Genomic DNA, 14,112 nt, shown 5'->3' with positions numbered 1-14,112 from the left:
CTTCAAGTACGTGTCCGTTACACGAGTTCGAGAGGGACCATTCGTGCCCGCTGAGAATGATGCCAAAGCCACCCTCACCTATCCCGGTGGCGAGTACTCCATGTCGATTGCCGAGGCCTCCGAGGGCAACAACGGCATCGAGCTGGGAAAGTTGCTGGCCACCACCGGCTACACGACGTTGGACGGCGGGTTCGTCAACACCGCGTCGACCAAGTCGGCCATCACCTACATCGACGGTGACGCAGGCATCCTGCGCTACCGCGGTTACCCGATCGAACAGCTCGCGGGCAAGTCGTCGTTCATCGAGGTCAGCTACCTGCTGATCTACGGTGAGCTGCCGTCCGAGGATCAGCTCGAGAAGTTCACCGACAAGATCCGTCGGCACACTCTGCTGCACGAGGACCTCAAGCGGTTCTTCGACGGCTTCCCCCGTAACGCGCACCCGATGCCGGTGCTGTCGAGCGCCGTCAACGCGCTGTCTGCGTACTACCAGGATTCGCTCGACCCCAACGACCCGGAGCAGGTCGAACTCTCGACCATCCGCTTGCTGGCCAAGCTGCCGACCATCGCGGCGTACGCCTACAAGAAGTCCGTCGGTCAGCCGTTCCTGTACCCGGACAACTCCAAGAGCCTGGTCGAGAACTTCCTGCGTCTGACGTTCGGCTTCCCGGCCGAGCCGTACGAGGTCGATCCCGAGATCGTCAAGGCACTGGACATGCTGCTCATCCTGCATGCCGACCACGAGCAGAACTGCTCGACGTCGACGGTCCGCCTCGTCGGATCCTCGCAGGCCAACCTGTTCACCTCGATCTCCGGCGGCATCAACGCGCTGTGGGGCCCGCTGCACGGCGGTGCCAACCAGGCCGTGCTCGAGATGCTGGACAAGATCAAGGCCGAGGGCGGCGACGCTTCCGAGTTCCTGCGTCGCGTCAAGAACAAGGAAGACGGCGTCAAGCTCATGGGCTTCGGACACCGTGTGTACAAGAACTTCGACCCGCGCGCGACGCTGGTCAAGGAAACTGCGCACACGATCCTCGGCAAGCTGGGCAACGGCGACGAGCTGCTCGAGATTGCGCTCAAGCTCGAGGAGACCGCGCTCACCGACGATTACTTCGTCGAGCGCAAGCTCTACCCCAACGTCGACTTCTACACCGGTCTGATCTACCGCGCGATGGGCTTCCCGCCGCGCATGTTCACGGTGTTGTTCGCGATGGGTCGCCTCCCGGGCTGGATCGCGCACTGGCGCGAGCAGAACGAGGACACGACCGGCAAGATCGGCCGTCCGCGTCAGATCTACACCGGCTACACCGAGCGCGACTACCAGGACGTCAGCTCGCGCTAGATCTCGCTGTACCCAACGCCGCCGACTCCCATCAGGGTCCGGCGGCGTTGTCGTTTCTTGCGAACTCGAAGTTAGGGACGAGATTCGGTCGAATTCCGTCCATAACTTCGAGTTCGCGGCCCCGTCAGGCGTCGAAGTGCTTGCGGTTCTTCAACACCGGCAGAGTTTTGCGCACGGCGTCGACCAACTCGGTGTGGATGTCGATGGTCAGCATTCCTGGCGTCGTGTCGAGTTGACCGAGAATCTCGCCGGTGGGGGAGCAGACGATGCTGTGCCCGACGCCCAATGGCGCATTACCCACGGCAGCAGCGGGTTCGGCTTGATCGCAGGCTGCGATGAAGGTGGTCGAATCCAGGGCACGGGCGCGAGCGAGCAGGGTCCACTGATCGACTTTGCCGTCCCCCGATCCCCACGATGCCGGAACCACAACGAGTTCCGCGCCGAGGTCGCCGAGTTTCTGGAACAGCGAGGGGAAGCGGATGTCGTAGCAGGTGGCGAAGCCGACTCGAACTCCGGCGATGTCGACCACGAGAGGCTCCGAACCCGGTGCGACGGTATCGGATTCGGCGAATCCGAAGGCGTCGAACAGGTGAATCTTGTCGTAGCTCGCGTCGATTCCGGGGCCGGTGACGAGCAGGGTGTTCGTCACCCTGTCTTCTGCAGCGGGCGTGAACATTCCGGCGACGACGGTGATGCCGGCGGCGGACGCGATGTCACGCACCGCGTTCGCCCAGTCGCCGTCGAGGGGCTCGGCGAACTTGCGTATCGGCCCGCCGAAACACCGCATGGTCGCCTCCGGAAACACCACGAGGTCCGAGCCGGCGTGTGCCGCGGCACGGGCATGAGTGTCGATGAGTTCGAGGTTCTCGGCGGGGTGTTCGCCACTGGTGATCTGGGCGAGACTGACGCGGATCGTGTCGCTCATGCACTACATCGTATGCCCCGAGCTGCAGATGGTCCTGACCAGCGGATACGTGTCTTTTTCGGGTGCCAGCGCCCGTCGGCACCCGTCTACGACGTAGAGTCGAAGTGCTCAACGTCCAGACCATATCCATTCAGAGCACAACAGCCGGCGTCGGCGGGCCGGCGCAACCGCAGGAGACTTCAGTGACGAAGCCAGTAATCGAATTTCAGGCCGGACCCCCACCCGTGGACCTGGTGACGGTCGACCTCGTCGAGGGTGACGGCGCAGAAGCAGTGGCTGGAGGAAACGTCGAGGTGCACTACGTCGGCGTCGAGTTCGACTCGGGCGAAGAGTTCGACTCGTCCTGGAACCGTGGCGAATCCATCCAGTTCCCGCTGCGCGGACTCATCCAGGGCTGGCAGGACGGCATTCCCGGAATGAAGGTCGGCGGACGCCGTCAGCTCACCATTCCGCCGGAGCTCGCCTACGGCCCCGCAGGCGCAGGTCACCGCCTGTCCGGCAAGACGCTCGTGTTCGTGATCGATCTGCTCGACGTCAAATAACGGCGTTGCGTACCCGCTCGGCTTCGCGGGTTGCCGAGGCATTGGCAGTTCCCCCTCGGGAACCCGCGAGCTTGGCGTGAATGTGCTCGGCCACGGTGACCGGTTCGTACCGGGCCACGTCGCCGGGCTCGATGCAGGACGGCAGTGGCGCGATCACCGCGTCGAGGTTGCCGTCGTGGAAGAAGGCGGCCGAACGCCTGCGCTGGCTCGTCCCGTCGGTGATCGGCGGACGCACTCGATGCAGCGTCGACATCCAGCGATCGTTGGTCAGTCGGGCCGTCAGATCGCCCAGGTTCACCAGCATCGCTCCCTCGACGGGTTGCACGTCGTGCCACCGTCGGTCCGTGCCGAGAACCTGCAGACCGGGCACACGATCGGCCCACAACACCGTCACCAAGCCGTAGTCGGTGTGCTCGCTCATCCCCGTGAGCTCGGTGTCCGGCACATGCAAGCCGGGTTCGAGCGCGTAGTTGTTCATCCGCAGAGTGTCCAGCGATCGATCGGTGATGTCGGGGAACATGTTCGGTGATACCCCGAGTGCATCGGCGAACACGCTGGTCAGCGTCCGGGCTACGCGTGCTGCCTCGGCGAAATACTCTTCGACGGCGCGCTGGAACCCCTCAGAGTGGGGCCAGATGTTCGGCTCGCCCGTCCCGACGTTGAAGGCCTCGAACCAGTCGTTCATGCCCGTCGCCGATTCGACTCCCAGGCTCAGGCTCAGCGATTCGCTCTTGGGGGCGGTGTACCCGCGATTGCGTTCGGGTGGGCAGATGTAGGCCCGCTTAGCCGCCGAGTCGAGCCCGAAGAACGAATCCATCGCCGACGCGAGTCCGGCCACGGTGTCCTCGGGAACGCCGTGCCCGAGGATCTGCATGAATCCGACTGTGCTGCAGGCGTAATCGACGTCAGCTGCGAGGCTGCGCCGGCCGGTCCCGTCGGCCGCCGAGGTGGAATCACCGAAAACGTACGGCGAGATGTCGATGGTGGGGACGAAGAAATCCGACGACGTGTGCATGGGGTACATGATCGTCGGTTCGGATGGACCCGTAGGTTTCTCCCGCGTAAAGACTGCCGTACTTCAGCTGTCCTGCAGCTCCAGCACCAATCGGGCTCCGCCCAGCGGACTGTCGGTGAACCAGGCCCGCCCGCCGTGCAATTGGGCTTGCTGAGCCACCAGTGCCAGGCCGAGCCCGGAGCCGCCCTTGGCTGCTCGGGTGCCGCGCTCGAACCGGCCGAACACCGTCTCGCGTTCGTCGAGGGGAACGCCGGATCCGTTGTCGTCGATCAGGACACGTACCGTCGTACCCTCGCGCTCGGCGGTGATGACGATCGACGTCGCGTTGCCGTGCCGAACGGCGTTGCCGATCACGTTGTCGACGGCCAGTCGAAGGCCGGTCGGCAGTGCGCGCATCGTGATCTCGGAGTCGGCGGCATACTCCACGCGTATGTCGAGTCCCGGATGCAGTCGTTGCGCATCCTGGGCTGCGACGTCGCAGATGTCGATGATGTCGGTCTCGACTCTGTCGCCCTCACTGGACAATTCGCCCGAGGCCAGTCGTTCCAGGGCGGTCAGCGTGGTCTCCACTCGCCCCTGCGTCCGCTCGAGATCTCCCAGAATTTCCTGCTGCTGCGCAGGCTCGAGGTCGAGTGTTCGAAGCACCTCGATGTCGGTGCGCATCGCAGTCAGTGGGGTCCGCAGCTCGTGGGCGGAGACGGCCGCGAAGTCGCGTGCGGTGTCGAGCGCGGCGTTGGTGCGGTCCTGTGCCTCGTTCAGTCTGGTCAGCATGCCGCCGATCGCGACTGCGAGCGCATCGGCTTCGGTGACACCGGTGCGGGTTTCGGGTGCGGTCGGAGGTTGCGCGCTGACCTGCCGGGTCAACGTCACCAACGGTCTGACGGCTCTACCGCCGAAGAGCCAGCCCAGTCCGGTGGACACCGCGATCGCGGCCAGACCGAGCAGGATCACCTGCTTCTGTTGCTCGTCGGTGACCTGTTGCGCTTCGATGGCCGGCACGCCGATGGAAATCGAGATGGACGACACCGCTGTCGATACGGCGGTGTAGACCCGGAAGCGTTGCCCGTCGACGTCCACGGTCTGCGACCCGGTGTCGAGCGCGGGCAGCCGTGTCGGTGTGGACGCGACGACGATGTCGCCGCTGCGGATGGTGACGGCGAACGCGCCGGAGAGCTGATCGAGGAAGGCCTCGAGTGTCGTCGACGTCGGGACCAGCACCTGAGATGCCGTCGTCAACCGCTCGTCGAGCTGATTGACGTTGTTGCGCGAGATGGCGACCGAGGTGACCACCGAGAGCGCGGCGACCACGAGGGTGGCGCCGAGGGTCGTGGCGGCGGCCACTCGGGCGCGCAGCGAGAAGCTCATGCGGCGTCCCGGACGACGAAGCCGACGCCGCGGACCGTGTGCAGGATGCGCGGCGACCCGTCGGCCTCTAGTTTGCGTCGCAGATATCCGACGAACACGTCGACGACGTTGGTGTCGGCGACGAAGTCGTAGCCCCAGACCAGTTCGAGCAGTCGTTCACGCGTGAGAACGACGCCCTTGTTGCGGGCCAGGATGGCCAGCAACTCGAATTCTCGCTTGGTCAGGTCGATGTCGGCTCCGCCGCGGTGGACGCGATAGCCGGGGATGTCGACCACCAGGGTTCCGACGGCGACGGCGGAGTTCGGTGCGCCCGAATCTGCTACCGGCACAACCGGACCGGTGCCGCGTCGACGCAGCATGGCTCGGATCCGTGCGACGAGCTCGGCCAACACGAACGGCTTGGTGAGGTAGTCGTCGGCACCGGATTCGAGTCCGGCGATGCGATCGTCCACCGAACTGCGGGCGCTGAGAACACAGATCGGAATGTCGTTTCCCATGGCACGCAACGCGGTCACCACGCTGGCACCGTCGAGCACCGGCATGTTGATGTCGAGCACGATGGCGTCGGGCACCGACCGCGACACCACGCCGAGCGCCTCCGCGCCGTCCGATGCGGTGATGACGGTGAACCCGGACAGGCGCAGTCCGCGTTGCAGCGACGACAACACGTCTGCGTCGTCGTCGACGACGAGAACGGTGGCGGGGGTGCTCGGCGATTCGGTCACCGGACCAATGCTATGCAACCCAGCTGTCGACGGTGGTGCGGCGTTCCTCGGGCGTCTTGGCGAAGAAGTCCTCGAGGGCACTGCGGCGGCCGGTGTCGGCGTCGAGTGACCAGGCGAGAGCGGGTGCCTTGGCGTAGAGCTGCTCGTAGTACTTCTCGAACGTGCAGGTGCTGTCGATCAGGGAGAGGGCACCGGGGAAGGGGCGGGTGTTCGTCATGATGTTCTCCTTGTCTGTTCGGTATAACCCAAGGTAGAGGTCGTTGTTGCGGCCTTGGTGAGTCGTCGTTGGCGGTTCTCTGAGAATCGAACGGTCAAGGGCGGGGATTGCTCGGAGCGGGGGTGGGTAAGACTGGAAGCATGTCGATCGTCTGGTTTCGCCGTGATCTCCGTCTGGGGGATCTGCCCACAATCACCGCCGCTGCCGAGTCGGGAGATCCGGTGCTCGGGCTCTTCGTGCTCGACGACCGTCTGCTGAAGCCGTCCGGCGGGCCGCGTAAGGACTTCCTGTTCCGCTCGCTCGAAGCTCTCGACGAGCAACTCGGCGGACGGCTGATGGTCGTGCACGGTGACCCCGAGACGGTGGTCCCGAAGGTGGCGAAGGCGATCGGGGCCGAGGACGTACACATCAGTGCCGACTACGGCCCGTACGGGCGCGAGCGAGACAAGCGGGTGGGCGAGAAGGTGACCCTGGTCGAGACCGGGTCACCGTATGCGGTCGCCCCCGGGCGGATCGTCAAGAACGACGGGGAACCGTACAAGGTGTTCACGCCGTACTCACGCCAGTGGATGGAACACGGGTGGCGCGGTCCAGCGGACACCTCGGCCGACTCCGCCGACTGGATCGACCCGGACGAGGTGAAAGGCGTTCGGCGCGTGAAGATTCCCTCCGAGAATGAGGCGTCCGACGCGGCAGCGGGTGAGGCGGCCGCCTCGAAGCAGTGGAAGGAGTTCCTCGACGAGGTTTCTGCGTACGACGACGAACGCAACCGTCCCGACCTCGACTCGACGAGTCGGATGTCGGTACATCTGAAGTACGGCACCATTCACCCGCGAACGATGTTGGCCGACCTGGGAAAGCTCCGCAACGAGGGCGCGGCGTCGTATCGCCGACAGATCTGCTGGCGAGACTTCTACGGCGACATCCTCTTTCAGCGTCCCGACAGTGCGCGTGAGAACTACGTCAAGAAGTTCGATGCGATCGAACTGGACTCGGGCAAGCATGCCGACGAGTTGTTCGACGCCTGGTGCAAGGGGGAGACGGGCTTCCCGATCGTCGATGCCGGTATGCGGCAGCTGAACTCCGAGAAGTGGATGCACAATCGGGTCCGGATGATTGTCGCGTCGTTCCTGGTCAAGGATCTGCATCTGCCGTGGTGGCGGGGCGCGCGATACTTCATGCAGCATCTCGTGGACGGAGATCTGGCCAGCAATCAGCACGGCTGGCAGTGGACCGCGGGAACGGGGACCGACGCGTCGCCGTACTTCCGAGTGTTCAATCCCATCACCCAGGGCGAGAAATTCGATCCCACCGGCGAGTACGTGCGGCGTTGGGTGCCGGAACTACGCGGTGAAGAAGGAAAAGCCGTGCACACGTTGAAGTTCGGCCGGCCCAAGGAGTACCCGGAGCCGATCGTCGACCACAAGCACGAGCGGGAAGTGGCGATCGCGCGGTTCAAGGCCTTGTAAGAGCTCAACGCTCGAACGGAGCCTGCGGAGTGACCCCTATCTTCTGCGGGACAACCCGACTCCCACCAGGCAGATCACTCCGCCGACCACGGCGAGGTAGTGCGGAACCTCGCCCAGCAGCAGCCAGGCCAGAACGATCGTGATCGGTGGGACCGCGTACGTGGTGATCCCGAGCTTGCCCGCGTTCATTCGCGTCAACGCGTAGGCCCAGGTGCTGAAGGCCAGTGCAGTCGGGACGAGACCGAGGTAGATCAATCCGCCTGTGGCACCGGCAGAAGCGGACCCGAGGTCGTCGAGCAGAGCCGGTGCGAACGGCAGCGTGCAGACCACGCCGATGGTGCATGCCATCCACGTGACCTGAAGTCCGGGGATGGTGCGCAGCACGGGCTTCTGGCTGAGCACCCCGATCGCGTAGGTCACCGCGGATACCAGACACAGTGCGATGCCGAGGAAGTCGGCGTCGGTCTTGGTCGTGGACGTGGTGGTCACCGCCGTGACGACGCCTACCATGACCGCTCCGGCGAACGCGATACCTGCGCCGATCACCAGCCCCCTCGGGAAGCCTTCGCCCAGAAGCAGACCCGCGAACAATGCGACCAGAATCGGACCGATCTGAATGATCATCGACGTCGTACCGGCATCGACGCGTTGCTCGGCGGCATTGAGGGCGACGTTGTAGATGCCGAACCAGAACACGCCGATACTGACGATCTGCAGCCACTGCGTGCGGTTGGGCTTGACCCATTGTCTTTTGGCCAGAACTATCGCGCCGAGTGCCACAGATCCGATCAGCAACCGGCCGAGCGCGAGCGGGCCTGCCCCGAAGGATTCGCCGACACCACGGATGGCCACGAATGCCGATGCCCACGAGATCACCGTGATGGTGACGGCTCCGAGCGCAAGCCAATCGACGGCTGGACGTGTGTCGAGATCTGTCATGAGCACGACGCTATCGCGCGCGAACGACCCCTGGCGCGCGGATTTCGGCCATCGTTGCTCGAATTAGCGTCTCGCTACCTGCCGAGCAACTTCTCCAGCGCATCGAGTACCGCCGGATCCTCGATGGTCGACGGCACGCCGTATTCCTCACCGGCGACGATCTGCCGCATCGTCTTCCGTAGGATCTTCCCCGAGCGGGTCTTCGGCAGCGCGCCGACGATCGTCACGTCGCGGAACGTCGCGAGTGCGCCGATCTGATCGCGCACCATGGCCACCAGTTCGGTACGCAGCTGCTCCTCGGTGATGGTCTCCCCGGCCTTGAGCACCACGTAGCCGCTGGGGCGCTGGCCCTTGAGGTCGTCGTGGATCCCGATGACTGCGCATTCGGCAACCGCGGGGTGACCGGCCAGTACCGCCTCCATCGATCCGGTGGAGAGGCGGTGTCCGGCCACGTTGATGACGTCGTCGCTGCGGCCGAGGACGTAGACGTAGCCATCGGCGTCGATGTACCCGGAATCTCCGGTCAGGTAGTAGCCCGGGAAGGTGTCCAGATACGAACGCTGGAAACGTGATTCGTCGTGCCACAGTCCCACCAGGGCCCCCGGTGGCAGTGGCAGCTTCACGACGATGTTGCCCTCGGTGCCGGCCTCGACCGGGTTGCCCGAGGCGTCGAGGATGCCGACCTGGAACCCGGGAACCGGTACCGTCGGCGATCCCGATTTGATCGGAAGTGGTTCGAGGCCGCGAAGATTGGCGCAGATAGCCCAGCCGGTTTCGGTTTGCCACCAGTGATCGACCACGGGGCGGTCCAGTGTTCGCGAAATCCACTCGTAGGTATCGGGATCGAGGCGCTCACCCGCGACGAACAGTGTCTGCAGGGACTTCACGTCGTACTTATCGAGCTCGGCGGCGTGCGGGTCCACCTTGCGGATGGCACGCAATGCCGTCGGCGCGGTGAACAACGCGCGGACGCCGTGATCCTGGATCACCCGCCAGAATGCGCCCGCATCGGGAGTTCCGACGGGCTTGCCCTCGTAGAGAACCGTTGTGGCACCTGCGAACAGCGGTCCGTAGACGATGTACGAGTGCCCGACGACCCAGCCGACATCGGACGCCGTCCACATCACCTGACCGGCACCCACGTCGTAGATGTTGCGCATCGACCACGTCAACGCGACGGCATGACCGCCGTTGTCACGCACCACACCCTTGGGCTTTCCGGTCGTGCCCGAGGTGTAGAGGATGTACAGCGGATCCGTTGCCTGCACCGAAACCGGTTGGGCTGCGGTGGCGTCGGCGATGAGGGTGTCCCAGTCCAGCCAGTCGTGGCTGCCGGGGACGCCGTCGCGGGTTTTCACGATCACTGCGGGTTGTTTCGCTGTCGTCAGCGTCAGAGCCCGCTTCACCAAGGGGAGGTATTCGATGACGCGGCCCGGCTCGAACCCGCCGCTGGCGGTGATCAGCAGGACCGGCTCGGCGTCGTCGATTCTCGCCGCGAGCTCCTTGGCCGCGAAACCGCCGAATACCACCGAGTGCACTGCGCCGAGCCTGGCGCACGCGAGCATGGCGATGACGGCCTCGGGAATCATCGGTAGGTAGATCACCACGCGGTCGCCTGAGGAGACGCCGTTGAAGCTGAGCACCCCGGCGAAACGAGCGACCTGATCGAGCAGTTCGGCGTACGTGTAGCTGCGGGTGACTCCGAGCATCGCCGAGTCGTAGATCAGCGCGGTCCGATCGCCGAGCCCGGCGTCGACGTGTCGGTCGAGTGCGTTGAAACAGGTGTTCAGTCGGGCCCCGGGAAACCACTGCGAGCCGTCGAACGCGGTGGTGGGAGGCGTGTCCCAGTCGACTCCTGCCGCGGCATCGAGCCAGAACTGCTCACGGTTGTCGACACTGTCGTCGAAGGCCTGCAGATACTCGCCACTCATGTCACCGAGCCTAGTTGGGCGCGTGCTGCCGTTTCGGGTTATCGACAACGGGGCGCGTGCGTAGCGTCCGGAGTATTTCGCGGCCGCCGTAGAACGCCGCGCTGGCCGCGAACATGCCAGCCACCAACAGCAGCCATCGCATCGCGTACGGCTCTTGCGTCTGACCCGTGGCGGCCTCGTACGTCTCGCTCCCGTGGGCGAAGATCCCCGGTGCGAAGAGCAGCAGGCTCAGTCCCGCACCGAGCGCAGGGATGCGAACCGCGTTGACGAACCTGCCGAGTCGAGCAACCAGAGTTCTGTCGAGCACGGCGTACAGCGGAAACAGGATCGCATCGTGAACTACGGCCGCGCCGACGAACCAGAGCCCGATGGACTGCCACCACGCGTCGGTGTTCCACAGGGCCGGAAAGCCGATCGTCAGGACCACCGCGCCGGACAGGGCGAGACAGAAGGCCGTGACCGCGAGATGCATCGGGCCTGCGCCGTACCTCGCCCGAAACGTACTCATGCTCCCTCCCCGAAGAATTCGACGGATTCGATCCATTTGGTGGCATGCACTCCGGGTATCGCCGGCATCATGATCCGAGCGGGATAGCCATGATCGAGGGACAGGTCGGCCCCGTTCACCTTCAGTGCGAGAAGCGAATCGGGATGCATCATCTGGTGTCCCCCGAAGGTGACTCGGTTGAACGACCCGACGGGTTCGAGCGAGCGCACCTCACCGGTATCGGCGGTATCGATGCCCACGAGCACTGCCAAATCGCGCAGCGGAACACCGGTCCACGTCTGTACCGTCGACCAGCCTTCGACGCAGGAGATCGGGAGTTCGACGGTATGCAGGTTCATCTGCTCGAGTTGAGCTCGACTGAGTACTACCTCGGTACCGCCGGCCATCACGGTCAGCCGCCACGCATCCGACGTCATCGCCTCGGTGACGCCCGCGGACTGCGCGGTGCGGTTGATCTGGAAGTCGTTGGGTCCGTCGCCGTACGAACGCCCTCGGGGGAGCAGGAGTGCCGCCCCTCGCAGTGGTCCGCCCGTGGTCTGCCCGACGCTGAGGACTGCGACGAACAACGCGCTGCCGCCCACCAGAGTGAGGGCTCCGCGTCTGCTGATCGTCGCCGGAGCGGCATCGGTTGCAGCAAGGCCTGATTCATCGTCGGCGTCGGGCACCGTGTCGGCCACCTTGATGCGCATCAGTTCCAGGAACGGTCGGGTTCGGAGCGCCGTCACCATTGTCGGAAATTTCAGCACCACGTGGGCGACGAAGCCGGCGACGAACACCCAGGCTCCCCAGTAGTGCGCGGTGTAGAAACTGAATCCGAAGATGTAGTCGTACTGAATGTTCAGCACACCGGTGATGATCTCGAAGAGAATGCCGCCGACCAACGCCAGCAACGACAGCCGCTCGAGCAGGTGCGCAACACTGCGTACCGGTGGCATCTCGATCAGCTTTGGAATCACCGACCACAGCTTGGCCAGCACTATCGGCACCATGACGAGCCCGAGTCCCACATGGAGGCCCTGGGTGAGCCGGTAGAGCCAGGCGGGTTCTGTCGGCCAGTCGAACGCCGGTATCCGTAGCCACCCGACGTCGCCCGGCATGGCCTGGCCGAACTGAGGACCGTAGGCGGCCCAGGAAATGAATCCGGTGATCGTCACGATCGGCAGAACGACGAGCAGGACGGATGCGAGGACCGACGTGAACCAGACGCCGCGGATCGGGCTTCGGAACGTGGGAATTCGTTGCATTCTGGTTCCCGTCTCCAACTTTGTACCCAGTAGTACAAACTGTGAGTTCGAGGTTAGCGCACCGGGGGTCCTTCCGCCAGGGTTCGTCCGGCGCCGGTTCTCAGGTTGCGCGCCTACGCAATGTGGCAACTGCTGCGTCCAGCGTGTCGCGCAGCGGTCGCACATCGCCCGCGATGCGGGCGATCAGCATGCCGCCTTGCAGTGAGGCGATCAAGGTGGCGGCCGCGGCGGCCGGATCGGTCGCGACGTCGAGTTCGCCTCGGTCGATCATGCGCCGAAGTCCCTGCTCCAGCGGTTGCTCCCAGCGCCGGAACGCGGCATGAAGGCTGGGAACGAACGCTGCATCGTTCTTCAGTTCTGCAGCAAGTGAGCCGAGGGGACACGAGAACGGCCCACCTGGTTGTTCGTGATTTCGAACGATCTCAGCGGCCCAGGCGTCGATGTCGTCGAGGCTGTCGATATGGGCCAGGCGTGGCTGGGCGGCGAGGACGCGCTCGAGCTGACGTGCGATAACGGCCTCGACCAGGTCCGACTTGTCGGAAAAGTAGTGGTACAGCTGCGACTTCCCGGTCTCGGAGGCAGCGAGGACGTCGTCGAGAGTGGTTCCCGCTACACCGTGGTCGTACATCATCGATGCTGCGGCGTCGACGATCGCAGCTCTGGTTCGCCTGCCCTTGGCCGTTCTCGGCAGCTCCTTGCTCACGGGTCCTCGGCTCCTCGGTCGATGCTGTGAACAGCGAGTTCGGTGAACACTCGGCCGTTCGACTCGATTGTTCGGCGGACTCGAAGGCCCGCAGTCACCGCCAGCGCGTACAGCGCACTCGCGCCGACGCTGGCCCAAGTGAACCATTCGCCCACCGAATCGCCGGTCTCCCATCGAACCATTCGGTTCCGATCGTCCACCTCGGACGTGGGCTCGACTTCCACGATGGCGGTCCCGCTCTCGTGCAGCAGTCTTCGTACGGTCGTCAACAGTGCGGCAGGATCGCCGCCGATGCCGATGTTCCCGTCCGCGAGTAGTACGTGGGACCACTGGCCTGCACCCGGTATCGCAGAGAAGATGTCGCGCTGCATCGCGAGCCCGCCGCGATGGTTGGTCATCTCCACGGCTACCGAGGACGTGTCGACCCCCAGTGCGGGAACGCCGGCTCGGGTGAGCGCTTCGGTCAAACGCCCTGGTCCACAGCCGAGATCGAGGGTGGGGCCGGTGCAGAAGGCAATGGAGGCTTCGTCCGCTCGGATGTCTTCGACCGTCGAATGGGTTCCGCCCATCCAGCGCGCGATCGGCAGTTCGGTGCGGCGGCCGTCGTAGTCGGAGATCCACGAGGGTAGGCCTGCTCGGCCGCGTCGATAGACGTCGTCTGCAATCACCCGGTCGAATGTACCAGCGAGTACAGGGTGCGGCTTGGCATCAATTTTCGATGCATTGCCGTCAAGATTGCGTCAACACCTCTGCCCGACGCCTCCGCGCGACGCAAGACTACTTCTCATGACACTTCTCGACATGCTTCCGTCCCTCGGTGCCGCATACGTTTCGCGGTGCGATCCAGCGCTCTGGCCTGCAGAGACGCACTGCGTCTGCGGCCGCATCACCGTCGACGGCGTCGCGCTGGAGGATCTGGCCGATGCGCAGGGCACTCCGGTGCAGTGGGGCTCGATTCTGGTCACTCGGGTGCGTTCGGTGATCGCGGGCGAGGTGGGCGTCGACGCCGAGTTCGCAGATCTGCTGCAGGCTGTGGTGGTCAATCGGCATTCGGTGGGTGCTGTGGTCAAGGTCGATGTGCACAGCCCAGGGCGCAGTTGCGTGAGTCCGGTCGAGTTGCCGGCCGACCTGCGTGCCGGTGATGTGCTGGCGCTCGTGACCTCGCAGGTGCACGAAAACTCGTAGTG

General features: G+C 64.7%; 15 protein-coding genes. 4 read left to right on the top strand and 11 right to left on the bottom strand.

The window, feature by feature from the left end:
- The first annotated feature begins 43 nt into the window (after window positions 1-43).
- Window positions 44-1,342 carry a citrate synthase gene (locus AYK61_RS10410; protein WP_037191728.1) on the top strand — a complete coding sequence of 433 codons (1,299 nt, stop codon included), beginning with the start codon at window positions 44-46 and terminating at the stop codon, window positions 1,340-1,342.
- Window positions 1,343-1,466: 124 nt separating this feature from the next.
- Here AYK61_RS10410 and AYK61_RS10405 read toward each other — a convergent pair whose 3' ends face one another.
- Window positions 1,467-2,267: a carbon-nitrogen hydrolase family protein gene (locus AYK61_RS10405; protein ID WP_121870737.1), complete on the bottom strand. Its 801-nt coding sequence runs from the start codon at window positions 2,265-2,267 to the stop codon at window positions 1,467-1,469.
- Window positions 2,268-2,449: 182 nt separating this feature from the next.
- Between AYK61_RS10405 and AYK61_RS10400 the strand changes: the two genes are divergently transcribed.
- Window positions 2,450-2,809, top strand: a complete 360-nt coding sequence (locus AYK61_RS10400; RefSeq protein WP_094612261.1) for an FKBP-type peptidyl-prolyl cis-trans isomerase — start codon at window positions 2,450-2,452, stop codon at window positions 2,807-2,809.
- On the opposite strand, the gene AYK61_RS10395 is transcribed toward AYK61_RS10400, so the two are convergent.
- From AYK61_RS10395 to AYK61_RS10380, 4 genes are all read right to left on the bottom strand, one after another.
- Window positions 2,802-3,824, bottom strand: a complete 1,023-nt coding sequence (locus AYK61_RS10395; RefSeq protein WP_121870736.1) for an isopenicillin N synthase family oxygenase — start codon at window positions 3,822-3,824, stop codon at window positions 2,802-2,804. The genes AYK61_RS10400 and AYK61_RS10395 overlap by 8 nt on opposite strands.
- Before the next feature lie 63 nt (window positions 3,825-3,887).
- Entirely contained in the window at window positions 3,888-5,189 is a 1,302-nt protein-coding gene (locus AYK61_RS10390; RefSeq protein WP_183130230.1) for a sensor histidine kinase KdpD, read from the bottom strand.
- Complete coding sequence (locus AYK61_RS10385) at window positions 5,186-5,914, bottom strand: response regulator transcription factor (protein WP_121870735.1); 729 nt, start codon at window positions 5,912-5,914, stop codon at window positions 5,186-5,188. Before AYK61_RS10385 ends, AYK61_RS10390 begins: the two co-directional genes overlap by 4 nt.
- 10 nt (window positions 5,915-5,924) lie before the next feature.
- The gene (locus AYK61_RS10380; protein WP_032395828.1) at window positions 5,925-6,131 is read right to left on the bottom strand and encodes a hypothetical protein; all 207 of its coding nucleotides are present in this window, start codon (window positions 6,129-6,131) and stop codon (window positions 5,925-5,927) included.
- Window positions 6,132-6,271: 140 nt separating this feature from the next.
- On the opposite strand from AYK61_RS10380, the gene AYK61_RS10375 reads away from it, so the two are divergent.
- Complete coding sequence (locus tag AYK61_RS10375; RefSeq protein ID WP_121872643.1) at window positions 6,272-7,600, top strand: deoxyribodipyrimidine photo-lyase; 1,329 nt, start codon at window positions 6,272-6,274, stop codon at window positions 7,598-7,600.
- Window positions 7,601-7,636: 36 nt separating this feature from the next.
- Here AYK61_RS10375 and AYK61_RS10370 read toward each other — a convergent pair whose 3' ends face one another.
- From AYK61_RS10370 to AYK61_RS10345, 6 genes are all read right to left on the bottom strand, one after another.
- Window positions 7,637-8,539 carry a DMT family transporter gene (locus AYK61_RS10370; protein WP_121872642.1) on the bottom strand — a complete coding sequence of 301 codons (903 nt, stop codon included), beginning with the start codon at window positions 8,537-8,539 and terminating at the stop codon, window positions 7,637-7,639.
- Between the two features lie 74 nt (window positions 8,540-8,613).
- Window positions 8,614-10,470, bottom strand: coding sequence for a propionyl-CoA synthetase (locus AYK61_RS10365; RefSeq protein ID WP_121870734.1), 1,857 nt, complete (start codon window positions 10,468-10,470; stop codon window positions 8,614-8,616).
- A gap of 10 nt (window positions 10,471-10,480) precedes the next feature.
- Window positions 10,481-10,978: a hypothetical protein gene (locus tag AYK61_RS10360; protein WP_121870733.1), complete on the bottom strand. Its 498-nt coding sequence runs from the start codon at window positions 10,976-10,978 to the stop codon at window positions 10,481-10,483.
- Complete coding sequence (locus AYK61_RS10355) at window positions 10,975-12,222, bottom strand: molybdopterin-dependent oxidoreductase (RefSeq protein WP_121872641.1); 1,248 nt, start codon at window positions 12,220-12,222, stop codon at window positions 10,975-10,977. The genes AYK61_RS10360 and AYK61_RS10355 overlap by 4 nt, the downstream gene beginning before the upstream one ends.
- 100 nt (window positions 12,223-12,322) lie before the next feature.
- On the bottom strand, window positions 12,323-12,925 hold the full coding sequence (locus tag AYK61_RS10350; RefSeq protein ID WP_183130478.1) for a TetR/AcrR family transcriptional regulator: 603 nt from the start codon (window positions 12,923-12,925) through the stop codon (window positions 12,323-12,325).
- Window positions 12,922-13,593, bottom strand: coding sequence for a methyltransferase domain-containing protein (locus tag AYK61_RS10345; RefSeq protein WP_237668989.1), 672 nt, complete (start codon window positions 13,591-13,593; stop codon window positions 12,922-12,924). Before AYK61_RS10345 ends, AYK61_RS10350 begins: the two co-directional genes overlap by 4 nt.
- A 118-nt stretch (window positions 13,594-13,711) precedes the next feature.
- On the opposite strand from AYK61_RS10345, the gene AYK61_RS10340 reads away from it, so the two are divergent.
- Window positions 13,712-14,110, top strand: coding sequence for a hypothetical protein (locus tag AYK61_RS10340; protein WP_121870731.1), 399 nt, complete (start codon window positions 13,712-13,714; stop codon window positions 14,108-14,110).
- Window positions 14,111-14,112: the final 2 nt, after the last annotated feature.

Origin of the sequence: Rhodococcus sp. SBT000017 (assembly GCF_003688915.1) — a bacterium.
In the GTDB taxonomy this organism is placed as follows: domain Bacteria; phylum Actinomycetota; class Actinomycetes; order Mycobacteriales; family Mycobacteriaceae; genus Rhodococcoides.
The sequence above is the reverse complement of the archived record's forward strand: the minus strand, read 5'-3'. Positions and strand labels throughout refer to the sequence as shown.